Below are 18,716 nucleotides of genomic sequence, written 5' to 3' on the forward strand. Positions count from 1 at the left end.
AGCGGCAACCGGCCTACACGCCGGCCGCTGGATGGCGGGCATAGCTCAGTTGGTAGAGCGCCAGGTTGTGGTCTTGGATGTCACGGGTTCGAGTCCCGTTGCTCGCCCCAACGGCGGATCATCACACGCCATGCCGTCACGCGCCGCCTGGTTTACACGCTCCATGTTCAGCGCTGCCTCAGGGAGCGCGGCGTCGCCATGACCGACGCCAACACCGCCGCCCTGGTGCTGGCCGGCGGCGCGGCCCGCCGCATGGGCGGTGGCGACAAACCGCTCCTGACGGTCGGTGGCCGGTCGATGCTGGAAGCGGTGATCGCGGCGCTCGAGATCCGCCCGGTCGCCATCAGCGCCAACGGAGATCCAGCACGCTTCACCGGGTTCGGGCTGCCGGTGCTGGGCGATGGCGCGTTTGTTGGCCAGGGCCCGTTGGCGGGTGTTCTCGCCGGACTGGACTGGGCGGCCTCGCTGGGCAAGACCGCGCTGCTGACCGCGCCGGGTGACACGCCCTTCCTGCCACGCGGATTGGCCGCCTGGCTGGCGCCGGCGCCATGCTGCGTGACCAGTGCCGGACGCCGGCATCATCTGGTCGCACTGTGGCCGGTGGACTGCGCCGATGCGTTGCGCGCGCTGCTGTGCGTTGCGGGTTCCCGGCGGGTGGCGGGCTTCGCTGAACGGATTGGCATGCGATATGCGGATTTTGCCAAGCGGACGCGTGATCCATTCGATAATGTCAACACGTATGAGGATTTGGCCAATGCCCGTGCAAGACCAGGTACGGGTGATGATTCGAACCTGGAGAGCATCGATCCGGCACAGGGATGACAACATGGGCATGACGGTCGCCATCGCCGGCCTGGGCGCCGTCGGATTACCGCTGGCGCGAGCCCTCGATAACGGGGTGGATGGTCTGCGCCTGGTTGCTGTTGCCTGCCGCGATCCGGTCAAGGGCAAGGCCAACCTGGTCGGGTTCAAGGAGGCGCCGCGCCTGGTGGAAATTCCGGAATTGGCGGAAGCTGAAATCGTGGTGGAGGCAGCGCCGTCCGCGATGTTCGAACGCATCGCCCTGCCGGCGCTGGAGGCGGGGCGTGTGTTCGTGCCCTGCTCGGCCGGCGCGTTACTGCCGCGCATGCACCTGGCCCGACTGGCGCGAACCACGGGTGCCAGGATCGTGGTGCCGACCGGGGCGCTGCTGGGCCTGGATGCGGTCCGCGCCGCGGCCGAGGGACCGATCGAGAGCGTCACGATCGAAACCCGCAAACCGCCGAGGGGGCTGCTTGGCGCCCCTTACCTCGAGCGCCACCGGATCGACGTGATGGACCTGAAGCGGCCGCTGCTGGTGTTCCACGGCAATGCGCTCGACGCCGCCGCCGGCTTCCCGGCCAACGTCAACGTCGCGGCGGCGCTGGCCCTGGCCGGGATCGGGCCGATCCGAACCCAGGTCCAGATCTGGGCCGATCCCGACATCACCCGAAACATCCACATCATCCGCGTCGATGCGGACGCCGCGCGCTTCAGCATGACGATCGAAAACGTGCCTACCGCCGCCAACCCGCGCACCGGGCGGCTGACCGCGCTGTCGCTGTTGGCCTGTCTGCGTGGTCTGGTGTCGACCTTGAAGGTGGGAAGCTGACCCGACGTGACCGAGGCACTGGTTTACCTGCCGACATTGGCCTTGTTCAGTTTCGTTACCGTGGCCAGCGCGCTGCTCCGGCACGAGATGCTGATATTGCTCTGTATTCCGCCGGTCTTTGTCGCGCTGATCATGGGCTTCGTGATGGCGATCTATGCCGGCGACACGTTTGGGCCGCTGCCGACCGGCGTCGCCCTGGCTGCCGGCATTCCGCCCGGATGGTGGCTGTCGCGGCGGTTGCAACCGCGCGACCTGCTGATCACGATCTACCTCGGCTGGGCCATTGCTTTGGTCCTGGCGCTGGTGGCGTTCGAGTTTCCCGATCACGCGTGAGTCACCGCCTACGACGAACCGCGACGGCTTAGCCGATGATCGCGGTCGCCTCGATTTCAACCTGTGCTTCGGGTTCCACCAGAGCGGACACCTGCACCAGGGTCATCGCTGGGTACCAGCGGCCCAGCGTGTCGCGGTATGCTGCGCCCAGCGCCGGCAAGGCGCTTCTGTATTCCTCGATATCGACCACGTACCAGGTCAGCCGAGCGACGTGTTCAGGCTTCCCGCCGGCCTGTTGCAGCACCGCCAGCAGGTTGCGCAGAGCCTGTGCCGCCTGGGCGACGAAGCCGTTGGCGAAACGGCCATTCTGGTCCCGGCCGATCTGGCCACCAATCATCACCACCCTGCCGGTTCCGGCGATCCCGTTGCTGTAGCCACGTGGCACTGGCCAGCCGGGCGGATGTAGGATTGTTAGCTCCGGCATCGCGTCGTCCTCCTGTCCGCAATGATTCTTACGCACCGCCCGCCGCGCGGCGGGCGGTCGCCGACCGACGGGTCATGTTTCACCGCCGTCCACGGCCAGCGCCTGTCCGTTCACCGCCGCCGCTTCCGGCAGGCAGAGATAGACGATGGCGGCGGCGACTTCGTCCGGCCGGATCAGCCGGCCTAGCGGATTGACCTGGGTGAGTTCGGACAGCGCCTGCTCCGGCGAGCGACCGGTGCGCGCGACGATCCGGTCGATGCTCCGCCGCACCAGGTCGGTGTCGGTAAATCCGGGACAGACCGCGTTGACGGTGACCCCGCTGCCGGCCACCTCTTGCGCCAGCGCCCGGGTGAGCCCCAGCAGCGCGTGTTTGGCCGCGACGTAGGCGCCGACATAGCGATAGCCCTTCAGCGAGGCGGTCGAGCCGATGTTTACAATGCGGCCGAACCCCGCCGCCAGCATCGCCGGCAGCGCCGCCTGGGTCGCGCTGATCGCGCCGGCAACGTTGACCCGCCACATCTGCTCGAACATCGCCAGGCTGGTTTGCTGGAATGTGGCCGTCTCGGCGGCGCCGGCAGCGTTGACCAGCAGCAGGATCGGACCCGACGAGGCGCCGGCCTGGGCGATGGCCGAGACGGTGACGGCCTCGTCGGTGACGTCGGCGATCACCCAGGACGCAGCCTGCCCGGCCGCGACCGCATCGCGCAGCTTGGATTCCCGCCGGCCGAACACCGTCACCCGCGCGCCGGCCGCGGTGAGTGCCGCGGCGGTCGCCAGGCCGATCCCGGACCCGCCTCCGGTTACCAGTGCATGCCGTTCAGCTAGCGGGGTCGCCTGCATCGTTGTCACCCCTTCCCCGATTGCTGCCCTTCGGCGCCTGCCAGTGGGCGACCGCCGCGGCCGCACCGGCGCGGAGCACGCCGGCTCGACGCAAATAGCACATCTCTCGGACCAAGCCCCGTTTCGCCGTCTGCCCGTCAGCGTTTGCCGATCCGGCGCAGCTCGTCACGCCGGCAACGGATCGGTATCACCCGGCTGCGACGCCAACCGGGTGCGCAGCGCATCCAGTGGCAGCAGGGCGCCATCGCGCTCGAAATGCCAGAATGTCCAGCCGTTGCAGCTGGGCGCATTCTGCAACAGTGCTCCAACCTGGTGGATCGACCCGCGGAAGTCCCCCGCGCTGAGTGACCCATCCGGCCCGACGGTCGCGCTGACCCGGCGTTGGCGATCGAACACCGCGGTACCGGGTGCGATCAGACCCTGTTCGACCAGGCTGCCGAACGGAATCCGCGGTGCCTCCCGCCTAGTTGCGTGCGACGTAGCGCCCTCGACCGAGGTCGCCTTGGTCCGCCGCACCCGCCCGATCGCGGCCTCGGCGTAGGCGGGGTGGCGCTCGATGCCGATGAAATGCCGCCGCAGCCGCTTTGCGACAGCCGCCGTGGTCCCAGTGCCGGCGAACGGGTCCAGTACGATATCGTCCTGATTGGTGCTGGCCAGCAGCACGCGATGCAACAGCGCCTCGGGCTTCTGCGTGGGGTGCAGCTTCAACCCGTGCTCGTTGCGCAGGCGCTCAGGACCGGTGCAGAGCGGGATGAACCAGTCGCTACGCATCTGGATATCGTCGTTCAGCGACTTCATCGCCTGATAGTTGAACCGATACCGCGAATCCCGCCCCCTGGCTGCCCAGATCAGCGTCTCATGCGCGTTGGTGAAGCGCCGGCCGCGGAAATTCGGCATCGGATTCGACTTTCGCCAGATCACGTCGTTCAGGATCCAGAACCCCAGGTCCTGCAGGATGGCTCCGATCCGAAAGATGTTGTGGTAGGCGCCAATCACCCACAGGGTGCCGTCCTTGCGCAGCAGCCGCCGGCATTCTGCCAGCCACCCCCGCGTGAAGGCGTCATATTCGGCGAAATCGGCGAACCGGTCCCAGTCATCGTCCACACCGTCTACCAGGCTATCGTCCGGGCGGCGCAGTTCTCCCCGCAGTTGCAGGTTGTACGGCGGGTCGGCGAACACGCAGTCCACCGAGGCGGACGGCAACATCCGCATCAGCGGCAGGCAGTCACCCCGCAAGATCTGATCCAGCGGCAACTCATGATACAGGTCCAAGACCGGTTTCCAACCTTATCAATGCCTTTGCCGCATCGTGACGGCCCATTCGACGATGCGTCAACCCGCAATCGTCAGTGCCAGCCGCAGTTGAGCAACGCTGCCGAACGCCTCTCGGTGGTGTCGGGTCGGGCCCAGCCGCAGCAGTGCTTCGCGGTGCAGCAGTGTCGCGTAGCCCGCGTTCGCCTCCCAGCCATAGCCAGGAAACCGTGCCGCCAGGCGCGCCATCGCGCGGTCCCGCACCACCTTGGCAACGATGGAGGCGGCGGCGATCGACAGGCACAGCGCGTCCCCGCCCACCACGCAGCGCACCGAACATCCGAGCTTCGGCGGATAGTTGCCGTCCACCAGCGCCAGGTCCGGCGCCAGGCCCAGTCGGGCGACCGCCCGGCGCATCGCCAACATCGAGGCGTGAAGGATATTGAGCCGAAGGATTTCGCCGACCGAGGCGGCGCCGACGCCAATCTCCGCGCTCGAGGCTCGCAGCGCCAGGAACGCTGCCAGTCGTTGCTCAGCGGTCAGCTTCTTGGAATCGTCCAGCATGGCGGCCAATTCGGATGGGGTATCGTTCGCCAGGATCACCGCAGCCGCGACCACCGGACCGGCCAGCGGCCCGCGACCGGCTTCGTCGACACCCGCGACCCGCCCCCCGGCGGCCAGTTCCATCTCCAGACTGGGCATTGCCGGTGCTTACCAAAGCTTTGCCGAGTCGTGGAAGCAAACCCTTGGCAGCGACCCAGTAGCGGCACCAACCCATTGGACAACATGCTTCGCATCCGCCTCCGCCGCTGGTAAAAGCCGCGCATGGCCACGATCGCCTCGATGACCGGATTCGCCCGCGCCGACGGCAGCATCACCCGCACCGACGGTGTCTTGGCCGATTCCGGGGGCGATCCGGGGGGCGATGCGGGCACGGCCTGGGCATGGGAACTGCGCAGCGTCAACGGCCGTACCCTGGAGCTGCGATTCCGCTTGCCGAACGGTTGGGACAGCCTGGAGGCCGGCTGGCGCGAACGCGCTGGGCAAGCGTTGAAGCGTGGCAACGTCACCGCCACTCTGACGATCAAGCGCCAATCCGAAAGTCGCCTGGAGCTGGACCCGGCGGCGCTGGAACAGGTGCTGAAAATCGCCACCGATCTGCATCATCGCATTCCCGGCAGCGCGCCGCCGTCGCCTGAGGCGCTGCTCTCGCTGCCTGGCGTGCTGCGTCAGGCGCAATCCGACCAGAAACAGGAAAAAGCCTCCGCCGCGGCCGCCGTGCAGGCCGGTTTCACCGCGGCACTGGCCGACCTGGTTGCTTCCCGCCAAGCAGAGGGCAGCCGGCTGGCGACCGTACTGCACCGTCAACTAACTGAGATCGCAGCGCTTTGCGAAACCGCCGCCACCCAGGCCGTCGGCCAGCCCGCCGCCCAGCGCGCCAGGATGCTGGACAACTTGCAAACGCTGTTGCGCGAAACTCCAAACCTGTCCGAGGAGCGCATCACTCAGGAAGTCGCCCTGCTGGCGAGCCGCTCCGACGTCCGCGAGGAGCTGGACCGGCTGTCGAGCCACATCGCCGCCGCCCGCGATCTGATGGGCGAGGCGGTCAACATCGGCCGCAAGCTCGACTTCCTGATCCAGGAGTTCAATCGCGAAGCCAACACGCTGTGCAGCAAGTCCGCATCGGTCGGCTTGACCGCCACCGGCTTGAAGCTGAAAGCCGCGATCGAGCAGTTGCGAGAGCAGGTACAGAACATCGAATGATTGAAATCGCGCGCCGCGGAGTCTGTTTGGTTCTGTCGGCGCCGTCCGGGGCCGGCAAGACCGCGATCGCCGATGCCCTGCTGGCTAGCGAACCGCAATTGGAACGCTCGATCAGTGTCACCACTCGGGCGCGCCGTCCGGCTGAAATCGACGGCATGCACTATCATTTCCTGACGGAGGACGGCTTCCAGCGGGCGCTGCACGATAACGCGCTGCTGGAATGGGCTCGGGTGCTGCAGGGCACCCACGCCTACGGAACGCCGCGCGCCCCGGTGGAGCGGGCGCTAGCCGCCGGTCGCGACGTGGTGTTCGACATCGATTGGCAGGGACACACCCAGTTGCGCGAAAAACTGCCGGCCGACGTTGTCAGTGTGTTCGTCTTGCCGCCCAACCTGATGACGTTGCGGTCCCGCCTCGTCGCTCGCGCCGGCGATCGCGGAGACGAGATCGATCGTCGCATGCGCGTCGCGCGTGACGAAATCCGCCATTGGGTCGAATTCGATCACGTCGTTGTGAACGAAAACCTCCACTTCGCCGCCGAGGCTGTCCGCGCCGTGCTGCACGGGGCGCGGCTGTCGGCGGCGCGGCTGACCGGCCTGCCAGGCTTTGTCGAGCAGCTCGCGTTACCATAGGCGCGCCTACGGCAGGGACGGCTTCAATCGATTTCTTGTGAACGCCTCTTGGTTCTGACGCCCGATTGGGCGACGATTCTGGATGACGATTACAGACACCCGAGTCGTGGCGCGGGCGACGCCGCTGCGCAACCGTCGCCAAGCCTCGAAACAGGCCGCCGAACCTACCTTGTTCGCCGATGTCGAACAGCCGTCCAAGGACCGCGCGGCCGCCGCTTACGATGCGGATTTCTGGATTCATGCGGTCCGCGACACCCTGGCGCAACGTTCCCATCGCTCGCTGGTTGTCGCCGAACAGGCCCTGCGGAGCTACCCGACCGATCCCGATGTGCTGCTGCTTGCGGCGCTCACCGCGACCGCGTCAGGTCAGCCGGAGCGTTCGCTGGCGGTGTTGAAGCGTTACGCCAAGCAATACGTTCCGAACAAGGATTCCACCCTATTGAGCGCGCTCGCGCTCGGCGACCAGGACCAGTACGGCGCGGCGCTCGCCATGCTTCGGTCCGAGGGACTAGACACTGATCGCGCGGCGCTGCGGCACTTCGTCGGCGACGCGGTGATGGCGGACTGGTTGCGCGACCGCCTGCGCACGATACGGCTGATGGGCAGCGGAAAGGTCACGTTGAAGCCCCTGGCGCAAAAGACGGCGGCGAAACCGCAACCGACTCGTCCAGCGCCCATCGTCCCGGCACTACCTCGGATTGCCGACCTGCCGAAGCTGGAAGCCGGCTTCGACATGGCATTCGAGATCGCCAATCCCGACGCGATCGCAATCTCCGGCGCCGAACCCAGCCCAGCGGCGTTTCGGCTGCGCGCCGAACTGGTGCGGCTCAGTCTGTTCGAGGGTTTCGACGAACTGCTCTGCCTGCCGGCGCTACAGGGGGTCGAGGCGCATTGGTATCAGGTCGAGACCGTCCGCAAAGTGCTGAAGCAGTACCGCGGCCGCGTGCTGCTGGCCGACGAGGTCGGTCTCGGCAAGACCGTCGAGGCCGGGATGGTGCTGAAGGAGTACATCCTGCGCGGCATGGCCGAACGCATCCTGATCCTGACACCGGCCTCGCTGGTCGGGCAGTGGCGCGACGAGATGGCGGCCAAGTTCGGCATCGATTGCGCCACCAGCCACGATCCATTGCTGCGCGCCGACCCGGCGGCGTTCTGGGCGCAGCCCCGGGTGATCGCCTCGATCGCATCGGCCCGCCGCAAGGAGCCGGCCGCGATGCTGGCGAGCCTGGATTACGACGTGGTGGTGGTCGATGAGGCGCACCACCTGCGCGACCAGTCCAGCGCCAGCTACCACTTGGTGAACCGGCTGCAGAAGCGCTTCCTGCTGTTGTTGTCGGCAACACCTGTGCAGAACAGCCTGCTGGAGCTGTACAATCTGCTGACCCTGCTGCAACCCGGCATATTCAAGACGCAGAAGGAGTTCCGGTCGGTCTACATGGTGCCGGGCAAGCCGCGCGAGCCGGCCAATCGCGAACGTCTGCGCGACCTGATGCGCGGCGTGATGGTGCGCAATACAAGGGCGCTGGCAGCGCTGCGGATGCCGCGTCGGCAAGCTTCGACGCTGCGAGCGGCTCCTGATCCCGCTGAATCCGCCTGCTACGAGGAACTCACGGCGCTGGTTCGCGAGGCGGCGGCCGGTGGGGACGCCGCGCACCGGCTGTCGCTGCAACATTTGCTGGCCGCCGCCGGTTCCACGCCCGCCGCCGCCGCCGCCGCCATCGCCCGGTTCGTCGAGCGCGGCCCCAAGGACAAACGCTGGAGCGAACTGCTGACGCGCACGCGCGCTATCGCCGCCGGCGCGAAAGAGGCCGCCCTGTTCCGGCTGCTGGCGCACAACCCGGCGGAGAAGAAACTGGTGTTCGTCCACCACCGCGACAGCCTGGCCCATCTCGCCGACCGGCTGCGCCAGCAGAACACGCCGTTCGCGCTGTTCTCCGGCGACATGTCCGGGCCAAGGAAAGACGCGGCGGTCGAGGCGTTCCGCGACCACGCCGGCATCCTGCTGTGCTCCGACTCCGGCGGCGAGGGGCGCAACCTGCAATTCTGCAACACGCTGATCAACTTCGACATTCCGTGGAATCCGATGGCAATCGAGCAGCGCATCGGCCGCATTGACCGGATCGGGCAGACCCGCGAGGTCTTCATCTTCAACCTGGTCACGGCGGGCACGATCGAAGACTCGGTGCTGCGTATCCTTGACGAAAAGATCAACATGTTCGAACTCGTGGTGGGCGAGGTTGGCGCCATTCTTGGTGAGATCGACGAGCAGCACGACTTCTCGACGCTGGTGCTGGACGCCTGGCTGCAAGGCACCGAACAGGGCCGCGCCGACGCCTTCGCCAGATTGGAGACCCAGTTGCTCGCCGCCCGCCGCGATTACGAGGGGGTGAAACAGCTCGACGAGGCACTGTTCGGGAATGAACTCGATGCTGCGTGAAGGCCAACAGGAAAGCCGGCTGCAGAGTTTCGTCGCCGATCTGCTGCGCCACGAGGACGCGTTGGTCGAGCCGATCGAACCGGAAGGTCTGGAGGTGCTCGCCCCGGTTGGCTTGCAGCGCGCCTTGGGGGTGGGCGAATTGTCCCGCCTTGGTTTCGGCGGCGCGCTGCCTCCCGACGCGACACGCGTGGGCATGGAAGGCGATTGGCTCGACCGGTTCGGCCAATTGCTGGGCGCGCGCGGCCGCTGGACGCGGCGGGTGCTTGCAGCGGAAACTCGGATGCCAAGCGATCCGGAACGCGTGCTGGGGCATGAACTGGTGCTCGACAACGCGACGTTCCGGCTGCTGGGCGTAAGCCCCGCCTGGACCCGCTACCTGATCATGGACTTCCGCGCCTCGGCGGTTTCCGATGACAAACGGGACTTCATCACCCGGCTGGGCATGAACCTGTTCACCGGGGCGCTGCCGGACGCGGTCATCACGGCACTTGATCCGTTTCTTGACCAGACCGATGAAATCGTTCCGGTGCCACCCGAGGCTGATCCGCCGGCGATGTGGGACCATGCGCGCGTGGTCGGACTGGTCGGGCAGGCGCTGCCGCCCAGGCTCGACGTGGCGTTGGACCCGTTCGTCCGGGGGTTGCGCCGCCGCCTGGCCCGGGATCAGGACCGACTGCATCGTTACCACAACGATCTGCATCACGAAGCGATGAACCGCGCCGTGGTAATGCCGCAAGATGATCCGAAGCGGCAGCGGGAGGAGTAGCGGGCCGCCGCAATCGCCCGCGAATATCGTGCCAAGCTCGACGACCTTGCCCGCCAATACGCCACCCGAGTAACCGTCGAATGGGTGCAGACACAGGACCTGGTGATGCCGGTGCATCGCCTGTCGGCGCAAATCCGCCGACGGAAGGGTGACCGGATTATCGCTTTGGACTGGAACCCTTTGGCGCGCCGGCTGGAGTCGCCTGTCTGCGAAGCCACCGCCGCAATCGAACGCCCCAGACTGGTGTGCGACGAAGCGCTGCATCTGGTGGTGCCGGCCGGACTGGCACCGTGTCCCCGGTGCAGCCGAGCATTTTGCCGCGCGTGCCACCGCGGCGGCTGCCCGAGATGCGGAAGCTGAAACGAACGCGGCTACTCAAGCGCTCACTGGGTGCTGGATAGCGCACCACGCAAACAACCGCTACCGCGCCAGCGGCCGATACTTGATCCGATGCGGTTCGGTCGCTTCCGCCCCCAGCCGCCGCCGCTTGTCTTCCTCGTAGGCCTGGAAGTTGCCCTCGAACCATTCCACGTGGCTGTCGCCTTCGAACGCCAGGATATGAGTTGCCAGCCGATCGAGGAACCAGCGGTCATGGCTGATGATGACCGCGCAGCCGGCAAATTCGGTTAGCGCCTCTTCCAGTGCGCGCAAGGTGTCCACATCGAGGTCGTTGGTCGGCTCGTCCAGCAGCAGCACGTTGTGCTCGACCTTGAGCATCTTGGCCAAATGCACCCGGTTGCGCTCACCGCCGGACAGAATGCCGACCTTCTTCTGCTGATCCGCCCCCTTGAAGTTGAAAGCCGCCACGTAGGCCCGCGACTGCACTCCGCGCTTGCCCAGGTAGATCACCTCCTCGCCGCCGCTGACTTCCTGCCAGACCGTCTTGTCAGCATCCAGGCTGTCGCGCGACTGATCCACATACCCCAGCTTCACCGTCTCGCCGATCCGCAACGACCCGGCGTCGGGCTGCTCCTGCCCGGTGATCATCCGGAACAGCGTCGTCTTGCCCGCTCCGTTCGGCCCGATCACGCCGACGATCCCGCCCGGCGGCAGCTTGAAGTTCAAGCCGTCAATCAGGACGTTGTTGCCATAGCCTTTGCGCAGATCCTCCGCTTCGATGACGATCTGCCCCAGCCGCGGCCCCGGCGGAATGACGATCTCGGCGACGCCGGTCGCCAGTTCCTGAGACTTCTGCAGCATCTCCTCGTATTTCGCGATACGCGCTCGGCTCTTGGTCTGTCGCGCCCGAGGCGATGCCGCGATCCATTCCGATTCCGCGGCCAGCGATCGCTGCCGAGCGGATTCCTCCTTCTCCTCCTGCTGCAGCCGCTTGCGCTTTTGCTGCAGCCAGGACGAGTAATTGCCCTCGAACGGATAGCCGCGCCCGCGCTCCAGCTCCAGCATCCAGCCGGTGACATTGTCCAGGAAGTAGCGATCGTGCGTCACCACCATCACGGTGCCGGCGTAGTCGTGCAGCGTGTGCTCCAGCCAGGCGACGCTTTCCGCGTCCAGGTGGTTGGTCGGCTCGTCCAGCAGCAGCAGGTCGGGCTTTTCCAGCAGCAGCCGGCACAGCGCCACGCGGCGCTTCTCGCCGCCGGACAGCATCGTTACCGGCGCGTCCGCCGGCGGGCAGCGCAGCGCGTCCAACGCGATATCGACCTTGCGATCCAGTTCCCAGCCGTCCTGCGAGTCGATTTTCTCCTGCAAGTCGCCTTGTTCGGCCAGCAGTTGGTTCATCTGATCGTCGCTCATTGGTTCGGCGAACTCGGCGGAGATCTCGTTGAACCGGGTCAGCGCCGCCTTCAGGTCGGCGAACGCCTCTTCGACGTTTTCCCCGACCGTCTTGTTCGCATCCAGCGGCGGTTCCTGCGCCAGATAGCCGACGGTCGAACCCGGCGCCGCCCAGGCCTCACCGCCGTATTCGGTTTCGATCCCGGCCATGATCTTCATCAGCGTCGATTTGCCGGCGCCGTTCACGCCCAGCACACCGATCTTCACGCCGGGCAGGAAGGACAGCGTGATCCCCTTGAACACCTCCCGCCCGCCTGGGAAAGCCTTGGTCAAATCCTTCATCACATAAACGTATTGGTAACTGGCCATGATCGATCGCTTCGCTGTTCGGGGCGGGTTCTAACGCGCATTGCAGACAGTGGGTAGCATGACATGACCGTTCCAGGCCCCGCCGCATCCGCCGTGCCGCATGACAAACCGCGCGGGCCGGTCTAGCGTTCGGTCGCCATGGCGCACATCAAGGTTCAGACCGAGGATTTCGATGTCAGCGCGGAAATCGCCGCGTTGACCTCCGAGCGGACCGATATCGGCGGCATCGGCTGTTTCGTCGGCACCGTCCGGGCCGACGCCAGGACGGATCGCCCCGCCGTCGTCGGCATGACCCTTGAACACTACCCCGGCATGACCGAACGCGCGATCGCCCGGATCGCCGATCAGGCAGCCGAGCGCTGGCCGCTGCTGGGCTGCACGGTGATCCATCGCGTCGGACCGCTCCGCCCCGGCGAGAACATCGTGCTGGTGATCGCCACCTCGGCGCACCGTCAGGCCGCGCTAGACGCCACCGGGTTCCTGATCGACTGGTTGAAGACCAAGGCTCCGTTCTGGAAGCGCGAGGATTTCGCCGACGGCGGTGGTGCCTGGGTCGAAGCGCGCGAAGACGATGACGCGGCAGCATCCCGCTGGGGCTGACCGAACCCAATCAACGGAGGAAACGCGGATGACCCTGCAACCACCGATCGAGGAAATGATCGACATCGGCCGCGGCCGGATCAGCCGGGAAATATTTGTTGCGCCGGAATTCCATCAGCAGGAACTGGAAAAGCTGTTCACGCGGGCGTGGCTGTTCGTCGGCCATGAAAGCCAGATTCCCAACCGAGGCGACTTTTTCATTTCCAGAATGGGTGAAGAATCCGTCATCCTCTGCCGTGATACTCGTGGCGCGGTGCACGTGTTCCTGAATTCCTGCCGCCATCGCGGCATGAAGATTTGCCGCTACGAATCGGGCAATACCTCGCTGTTTGTGTGCCCCTACCATTCGTGGAGCTATACCACTGACGGCAAGCTGCAGGGCGTTCCGCTGTATCGCGCTTTGTATGAAGGTCATCTGGATCGCGCCGATTGGTCGCTGATCGAAGTCCCCAGGCTGCACCAGTATAAGGGCACGGTATGGGCGTCATGGGACGCCGACGCACCGGACTTCATGGCCTACCTCGGCGACGCGGTGGATCATCTGGATCAGGTGCTGGACTGCCGCGATGGCCGGCCGGGAGGGTCGGAGGTGATCGGCGTCCATAAATGGATTCTGCCCTCCAACTGGAAGTTCGCGGCGGAGAACTTCTGCGGCGACAGCTACCACAACCCGTCGCATCGATCGGTCGATATGATCGGCATCGGCCCCAGCGCACGCACCGGGCAAATCGGGCGGCGGGACAACGAATATAACAGCGGCCAGCACGTCTGGGTCAGTTTCCCGCAAGGCCATGGCGTGCACAGCGTCTATATGCCGCAGGCCTTCGAATACCAGTCTTCCTACGCGCAGTATCCGATCGTCGACGAATACTTCCGCCATTGCTTCGAGCAGCGCAAGCAGCTTCTCGGAGAGAAAGCCAGGCTTATGCCGTTCACCGGCAATCTGTTCCCCAACACCTCTTATCACGGCCGCCAGCCGCGCGCCTTGTGCGTTTGGCATCCGCACAGCCCGACCGAAACCGAAGCTTGGCGCTTCTTCCTGGTCGATGCCGACGCGCCCGCCGAGGTAAAGGACGTGTTGCGTCACTTTTACATGCGCTACTCGGGTCCGGCCGGGATGACCGAACAGGATGACATGGAAAACTGGCTGTATGCCACGAAGGCCAGCAGCGGCACCATCGCGCGCCGATATCCGTTCAACTACCAGCAGTCGCTTGGTGTGTACCAGCACAACGAGCCGCTTCCGGGCAATGTCAGCCTGCAGATGACCGAACAGAACGCGCGTAACTACTACCGCACCTACACCCGCTACCTGAAGGCAGACGGCTGGGCCTCCCTGCTCGGCAGCGATCACCCCGTTCGGCAGGCAGCGGAATGACCGCAATCGCCGACAAGCTCGCCGCCCGCGGGCTGGCCTGGTTCGCGCTGAAGCAGGAAATCGAGGAGTTCCTCTACACCGAGGCCGACCTGTTGGATCAGCGGCGGTTTCACGAATGGCTCGACCTGCTGGCCGAGGACATCGTCTACTTCATGCCGATCCGCCGCAACGTGAAGTTTGGCCAGCACGCCGAGAAGGAAAATACCCGCCAGGGCGAGGGGATTTCCTGGTTCGATGAAGATAAGTGGACGCTTGGCAAGCGGGTCGAGCAAATCCTGACGGGTGTCCACTACGCCGAGGAACCGCTATCGCGCGTCACCCACATGGTCAGCAACATTCGCCTGCTGGAGGTCGCCCCGTCAGTGGAACAACCGGCCGATGTCGTGGTCGGATGCCGGTTTCTGGTCTATCAGAACCGTGTCGAATACGAAAGTAACACGTTTATCGGCCGGCGCACCGACACGCTGCGGCGGCATGGCGATTCCTGGTTGATCGCTAAACGGGAATTGCTGCTTGAGCAGAACGTCCTGCTGGCGAAGAACCTGAGCATTCTGTTCTGAAGGAGCGCGCAACGTGCTGGCAGTCAACGATATCGCGCCTGGGCGGAAACTGCTGCTCGCCGGCGACCTGACCGCCGAGGTGATCGAGAACCTCGGCGACGGCGAATGGCTGCGCGTTCGCATTCTGTCCGGCGCTGACGCCGGCGCTGAGGAGCTGTGCCACGCCACCGATGTGCAGAACCTGGTATGATGCGCGTCGGCTTCCTGGCCAGCGACTTCAACCCGATGGTCCTGATGCTGGGCGAAGCGGAGGACTGCCGAGCGCTTGGCGGCGTGCTGCGCCGCTTCGCGCGCGACGGGCAGGACGTCGCATTCGCCGACCTGGGATTCTGTCAGGTTGTCGGCACCGATGTCCTGCTGACCGCGGCGGCGGGTCCGTCCGGCGTGCAGCGCTGCGAGGACCACGCCTTCATCTGGCGGGTTCCGCCAGATGCGGCCGCGGCCTTCGCCGAACGCTTGGATGATCTGGCCGAACCGGGCCGAGTCGCGGGGTCCGAGGCACTGGACTGCGGCACCGAGGATGGCATAACCGTCAAGGTCTCGCGCGGCGAATACACCGAGGATTTCCTGAGCGGACGATAGGGCATCGCGGCTTCGGCGGAACGGTCAAGCCGCCTAAGCCCGCCTCAGGTTTCCCACGCAAGGAGACAATCGCCGTGCCGAGTTCGCACCACCCAGCCTTGGCGCGCGCGGAAGCGTTTTGCCAGGCCTATGACCTGCGCGTGCCGATCTTGCTTGCGCCGATGGCGGGCGCCTGCCCAGCGTCACTTTCGATTGCCGTCGCCAGCGCCGGCGGCCTGGGCGCGTGCGGCGCGCTGCTGCTGAAACCGGCGGCGATCGCAGCGTGGGTGTCGGAGGTCCGCGCTGCCACCAATGGCGGGTTCCAGGTCAATCTGTGGATCCCCGACCCGCCGCCGACACGCGACGCAACTGCCGAGGCCGCGGTTCGCGGCTTCCTCGGGCGCTGGGGGCCCGCGGTCGAAGTCGCGGCCGGCGATCTGGCGCCAATGGATTTCACCGCCCAGTGCGAGGCGTTGCTGCAGGCCGGCCCGGCGGTGATCTCGTCGATCATGGGTGTCTATCCGCCCGACTTCGTCAGCCGGATGAAATCGCGCGGCATCCGATGGTTCGCCGCCGTAACCACCGTCCAGGAAGCGTTGGAAGTCGAGGCCGCCGGTGCCGACGCGGTTGTCGCGCAGGGCATGGAGGCGGGCGGCCACCGTGGCGCGTTCGAGCCCGCGAGCGCCGAGGCCAGCATGGTCGGGTTGTTCTCGTTGCTGCCCGCAGTCGTCGATGCGGTGCAGATCCCGGTGATCGCCACCGGGGGCATCGCCGACGGCCGCGGTGTCGCCGCCGCGCTGATCCTCGGTGCATCCGGGGTGCAGATCGGCACCGGGTTGCTGCGCACGCCGGAAGCGAAACTTTCGCCGGTCTGGGCCGATGCGATCGGGCGCAGCCGACCTGAGGCGACCCTGGTCAGTCGGGCGTTCTCGGGCCGTGCCGGGCGCAGTGTGGCGACGGCCTATGCCCGGGCGGCGGCCGCGCCCGACGCTCCGCCGCCAGCGCCTTACCCGGTGCAGCGTGGTCTGACGCAGCCGATGCGCGACGCCGCGGCCAAGGCCGGCGACATCGAGCGGATGCAGGCATGGTGCGGCCAGTCGGGTGCGTTGGCGCAGGCGCGGCCTGCTGCTGATCTGGTTCGGGAGCTGTGGCAGGACGCCAGCGCGCTGCTGCGATAGCGCAGTCATCGGTAATCGAGTCCTGGAACGAAACTCTGATGTGTCGAAACGCGTTGTCGATTGCAGTGTCGGCAAAAGTCGTTCCGCCCAGGCTGCGATCAGCCCCGGCGACGATCATGCCAGACTGCGAGAACGCTTTGGCGCGATCTTGCGCCGGACCCGAACCCAAGGACCACCGCATGCGCTTTCCTGGCTCCGTGTTCATCCTGGCTTCAGCGATCGGGCTGACCGGCTGTGTTTTCGAGGGGCCGCCGCGCCGTCCACCCCCGCCGCCAGCGGTGGAGTATGGCCGTCCGCCACCCCCGCCGCCGCGTGACTACGACCATCGGTATCCGCCGCCGGATTATGACCGTCGGCCGCCTCCAGGTTATTGATTTACGGAGGTGTTGCCAGCCCGATGGTGCGGCTTGGCAACGCTGCCGCGGTTTGTTCCCTGATGCCGGGATCTGATCCCATCTACGCGGGCAGGCCCGCGAGTCGCATCCGCTGGGCCAGTGTCTCGCGGCTGTCCTCGGGCAACATCGCCCGCCGTCGCCAGTGATCGATGCGGAAATCTGGGTCGATCGCCAGCAAATGCCGCGCCGCTTGCTGCGCCTCCTCCAGTCGGCCGAGCACGGCGAGGCTGGCGGCGAGGATGCGCACATTGGCGGCAATGCCAGGGTGGTGCATCGCCGACACCCGGCCCCATCGCGCGGCGTCGCCGTAGCGGCCGGCGATATAGTGCGCACCGGCGGCGACGTGGGCGCGCCAGGCGGTTTCGATCCCCAGTACTGGCCGGGCGTCGGCCCGTTCGGTGTGGAGGATCGCGGTGCGCGCGTCGCCCATCCAACTCGAGGTCAGGCCCTTCAGGCTCTCGGCCAAGCCGCAGCACGGTGTGGTGTCGATGACCCGGTCCAGCATGGCGGACGCCAGCACGTGGTCGCGATGCAGCACCGAGTGCATGAATGCAAGCAGCGCCATCGCGGCGGGATCGTTGCGGTCCATGCGGCTGGCGACTTCGGCCGCGGCGTGCGCTTCGGCGGCGGGATCAGGGCTCCAGCCCTGGCTGATCGCCATGAAGTGCCACCACACCTGGGTGAACCGCGTGCTGGCGTGTGGCCCGGGCCGCTGCCGAGCGTGCCGCAGCATGCGGGAGGCGTCGGCGAAGCTTTTTCGTTCCGGCTGCATGATGGCGGCGAAAGCACGCAATGCCAGGTCGTGCGCGGTCAGTGTATCGGCCGGTGCCATGGCCGCGCGGTCAACCTCGCGCTGCAGCAGCAGGGCCGGAGCGGCGCGGGCGATGCGCGCGGCGGCGTCGTCACGCAGTTCGGCCTGATGGTCGCGCAGATGGTCGAACCGGTCCGACCACAGCACGCGGCCGGTGTCCGCCTCGTTCAATTCGACCGTCAGGCGCAGCATGTTGGCTTCGGCCTCGGCGGATCCCTGCAGAACATAGCGGGCGCCAGTAGCCTGACCGACCCGGTGCAGATCGGTCGGCACATGTAACGTGCCGGCCGGCGCGCGGCTGACCGCGATCCACGTCGCCATGCCACCAAGCGCTCGGATGACGCCATCAGTCGTGGCGTTGGCGAAGGGCGCAAGATCGCCACGGCCGGCGAACGGGATGACGGCCAATGCGGCCCGCGGATCAACGGTGGAGCGGATTGGGCTCGACCTGGGCGTTGGGGCCGCCCGATTACTCCAGGCTCGGCAGGCCTCGGCGGTGATGGCAACGACCGCGATCGGTTCGGCCTGATGCGGGGTGTCGGACTGGTTGACCATGGTGGCCGGTATCGCGACGGCGTGGCGTAGCTGGTCGTGCAGGGTGGCGGGCAGGGTGATGCCGCCCGGCGGGGCGATGCTCTGCAATCGGGCGGCCAGGCTGATCGCGCTGCCGCCGATGTGGCGGTTGCCGGCGAGGATCTCGCCAGAGTTGACCGCCACGCGGAAGCGAACCGGCTTGCTCGCACCTTCCATCCGGCGAGCGGAATCGGCCTGGATCAGGACGGCGCAGGTCAACGCCTGGGCCGCGCTGGCGAATTCGGCCATCAAGGCGCCCCCGGCGAACCAGAATATAGTTCCAGAGGCGGTTCGGATCGCCGACCGCACGCCGTCGACTTCCTGGCCGACCCGACGATCTTCGCGGTCGCCGGGACCGATCGGGGAGCCGTCGATGTCAGCCGCAAGAATCGCCGCAAATCGGCGTTCGGGTGGTGCAACCGCGGATGCCGGCTTGCTTTGCAAGGGCCTCTCCCCAGGCGGGCAGCCAAGTATGCTACCTGA

General features: G+C 66.5%; 19 protein-coding genes and 1 tRNA gene. 14 read left to right on the forward strand and 6 right to left on the reverse strand.

Translation table 11 applies throughout. The features are described 5' to 3' along the window. The first annotated feature begins 34 nt into the window (after positions 1-34). The 4 genes from ACQY4Y_RS07325 (at position 35) to ACQY4Y_RS07340 (ending at position 1,963) form a co-directional block, all read left to right on the forward strand. A tRNA-His gene (locus ACQY4Y_RS07325) sits at positions 35-110 on the forward strand. 88 nt (positions 111-198) lie between these two features. Further along, positions 199-822: a molybdenum cofactor guanylyltransferase gene (locus ACQY4Y_RS07330; RefSeq protein ID WP_428489890.1), complete on the forward strand. Its 624-nt coding sequence runs from the start codon at positions 199-201 to the stop codon at positions 820-822. 4 nt (positions 823-826) lie between these two features. After that, complete coding sequence (locus ACQY4Y_RS07335) at positions 827-1,630, forward strand: aspartate dehydrogenase (RefSeq protein WP_428489891.1); 804 nt, start codon at positions 827-829, stop codon at positions 1,628-1,630. Positions 1,631-1,636: 6 nt separating this feature from the next. Then, positions 1,637-1,963: a hypothetical protein gene (locus ACQY4Y_RS07340; protein ID WP_428489892.1), complete on the forward strand. Its 327-nt coding sequence runs from the start codon at positions 1,637-1,639 to the stop codon at positions 1,961-1,963. A gap of 28 nt (positions 1,964-1,991) precedes the next feature. Here the strand turns inward: ACQY4Y_RS07340 and ACQY4Y_RS07345 are convergent, their stop codons facing one another. From ACQY4Y_RS07345 to ACQY4Y_RS07360, 4 genes are all read right to left on the reverse strand, one after another. Next, a complete protein-coding gene (locus tag ACQY4Y_RS07345) occupies positions 1,992-2,387 on the reverse strand; it encodes a RidA family protein (protein WP_428489893.1) in 396 nt (131 codons plus the stop codon). A gap of 72 nt (positions 2,388-2,459) precedes the next feature. Then, on the reverse strand, positions 2,460-3,227 hold the full coding sequence (locus tag ACQY4Y_RS07350; RefSeq protein WP_428489894.1) for an SDR family NAD(P)-dependent oxidoreductase: 768 nt from the start codon (positions 3,225-3,227) through the stop codon (positions 2,460-2,462). Positions 3,228-3,392: 165 nt separating this feature from the next. Further along, positions 3,393-4,439 carry a site-specific DNA-methyltransferase gene (locus tag ACQY4Y_RS07355; protein WP_428490755.1) on the reverse strand — a complete coding sequence of 349 codons (1,047 nt, stop codon included), beginning with the start codon at positions 4,437-4,439 and terminating at the stop codon, positions 3,393-3,395. 120 nt (positions 4,440-4,559) lie between these two features. Continuing rightward, a complete protein-coding gene (locus ACQY4Y_RS07360; RefSeq protein WP_428489895.1) occupies positions 4,560-5,180 on the reverse strand; it encodes a ribonuclease HII in 621 nt (206 codons plus the stop codon). Positions 5,181-5,303: 123 nt separating this feature from the next. On the opposite strand from ACQY4Y_RS07360, the gene ACQY4Y_RS07365 reads away from it, so the two are divergent. The 4 genes from ACQY4Y_RS07365 to ACQY4Y_RS07380 all read left to right on the forward strand — a co-directional run bounded on the left by ACQY4Y_RS07365 (position 5,304) and on the right by ACQY4Y_RS07380 (position 10,077). Beyond that, complete coding sequence (locus ACQY4Y_RS07365) at positions 5,304-6,242, forward strand: YicC/YloC family endoribonuclease (protein ID WP_428489896.1); 939 nt, start codon at positions 5,304-5,306, stop codon at positions 6,240-6,242. Continuing rightward, positions 6,239-6,874, forward strand: a complete 636-nt coding sequence (gene gmk, locus ACQY4Y_RS07370; RefSeq protein WP_428489897.1) for a guanylate kinase — start codon at positions 6,239-6,241, stop codon at positions 6,872-6,874. Before ACQY4Y_RS07365 ends, gmk begins: the two co-directional genes overlap by 4 nt. Before the next feature lie 82 nt (positions 6,875-6,956). Continuing rightward, positions 6,957-9,311: a DEAD/DEAH box helicase gene (locus tag ACQY4Y_RS07375; RefSeq protein ID WP_428489899.1), complete on the forward strand. Its 2,355-nt coding sequence runs from the start codon at positions 6,957-6,959 to the stop codon at positions 9,309-9,311. Further along, positions 9,301-10,077, forward strand: a complete 777-nt coding sequence (locus ACQY4Y_RS07380) for a hypothetical protein (protein WP_428489900.1) — start codon at positions 9,301-9,303, stop codon at positions 10,075-10,077. Before ACQY4Y_RS07375 ends, ACQY4Y_RS07380 begins: the two co-directional genes overlap by 11 nt. Positions 10,078-10,497: 420 nt before the next feature. Here ACQY4Y_RS07380 and ettA read toward each other — a convergent pair whose 3' ends face one another. Continuing rightward, positions 10,498-12,177, reverse strand: coding sequence for an energy-dependent translational throttle protein EttA (gene ettA / locus ACQY4Y_RS07385; RefSeq protein WP_428489901.1), 1,680 nt, complete (start codon positions 12,175-12,177; stop codon positions 10,498-10,500). A gap of 138 nt (positions 12,178-12,315) precedes the next feature. On the opposite strand from ettA, the gene ACQY4Y_RS07390 reads away from it, so the two are divergent. The 6 genes from ACQY4Y_RS07390 (at position 12,316) to ACQY4Y_RS07415 (ending at position 16,454) form a co-directional block, all read left to right on the forward strand. Further along, complete coding sequence (locus tag ACQY4Y_RS07390) at positions 12,316-12,777, forward strand: molybdenum cofactor biosynthesis protein MoaE (protein ID WP_428489902.1); 462 nt, start codon at positions 12,316-12,318, stop codon at positions 12,775-12,777. Between the two features lie 28 nt (positions 12,778-12,805). Next, the gene (locus tag ACQY4Y_RS07395; protein ID WP_428489903.1) at positions 12,806-14,155 is read left to right on the forward strand and encodes an aromatic ring-hydroxylating oxygenase subunit alpha; all 1,350 of its coding nucleotides are present in this window, start codon (positions 12,806-12,808) and stop codon (positions 14,153-14,155) included. Then, a complete protein-coding gene (locus ACQY4Y_RS07400; RefSeq protein WP_428489904.1) occupies positions 14,152-14,715 on the forward strand; it encodes a 3-phenylpropionate/cinnamic acid dioxygenase subunit beta in 564 nt (187 codons plus the stop codon). Before ACQY4Y_RS07395 ends, ACQY4Y_RS07400 begins: the two co-directional genes overlap by 4 nt. A 13-nt stretch (positions 14,716-14,728) precedes the next feature. Then, the gene (locus ACQY4Y_RS07405) at positions 14,729-14,905 is read left to right on the forward strand and encodes a hypothetical protein (RefSeq protein WP_428489905.1); all 177 of its coding nucleotides are present in this window, start codon (positions 14,729-14,731) and stop codon (positions 14,903-14,905) included. Next, a complete protein-coding gene (locus ACQY4Y_RS07410; RefSeq protein ID WP_428489906.1) occupies positions 14,902-15,297 on the forward strand; it encodes a hypothetical protein in 396 nt (131 codons plus the stop codon). The genes ACQY4Y_RS07405 and ACQY4Y_RS07410 overlap by 4 nt, the downstream gene beginning before the upstream one ends. 74 nt (positions 15,298-15,371) lie before the next feature. Then, on the forward strand, positions 15,372-16,454 hold the full coding sequence (locus ACQY4Y_RS07415; protein WP_428489908.1) for an NAD(P)H-dependent flavin oxidoreductase: 1,083 nt from the start codon (positions 15,372-15,374) through the stop codon (positions 16,452-16,454). A 456-nt stretch (positions 16,455-16,910) separates the two neighbouring features. Here the strand turns inward: ACQY4Y_RS07415 and ACQY4Y_RS07420 are convergent, their stop codons facing one another. Then, positions 16,911-18,677 (reverse strand): hypothetical protein, encoded by a 1,767-nt coding sequence (locus ACQY4Y_RS07420; RefSeq protein WP_428489909.1) that lies wholly within the window; start codon positions 18,675-18,677, stop codon positions 16,911-16,913. Positions 18,678-18,716 lie beyond the last annotated feature (39 nt).

It is taken from the genome of Rhodopila sp. (genome assembly GCF_965277165.1).
Lineage (GTDB): Bacteria > Pseudomonadota > Alphaproteobacteria > Acetobacterales > Acetobacteraceae > Rhodopila.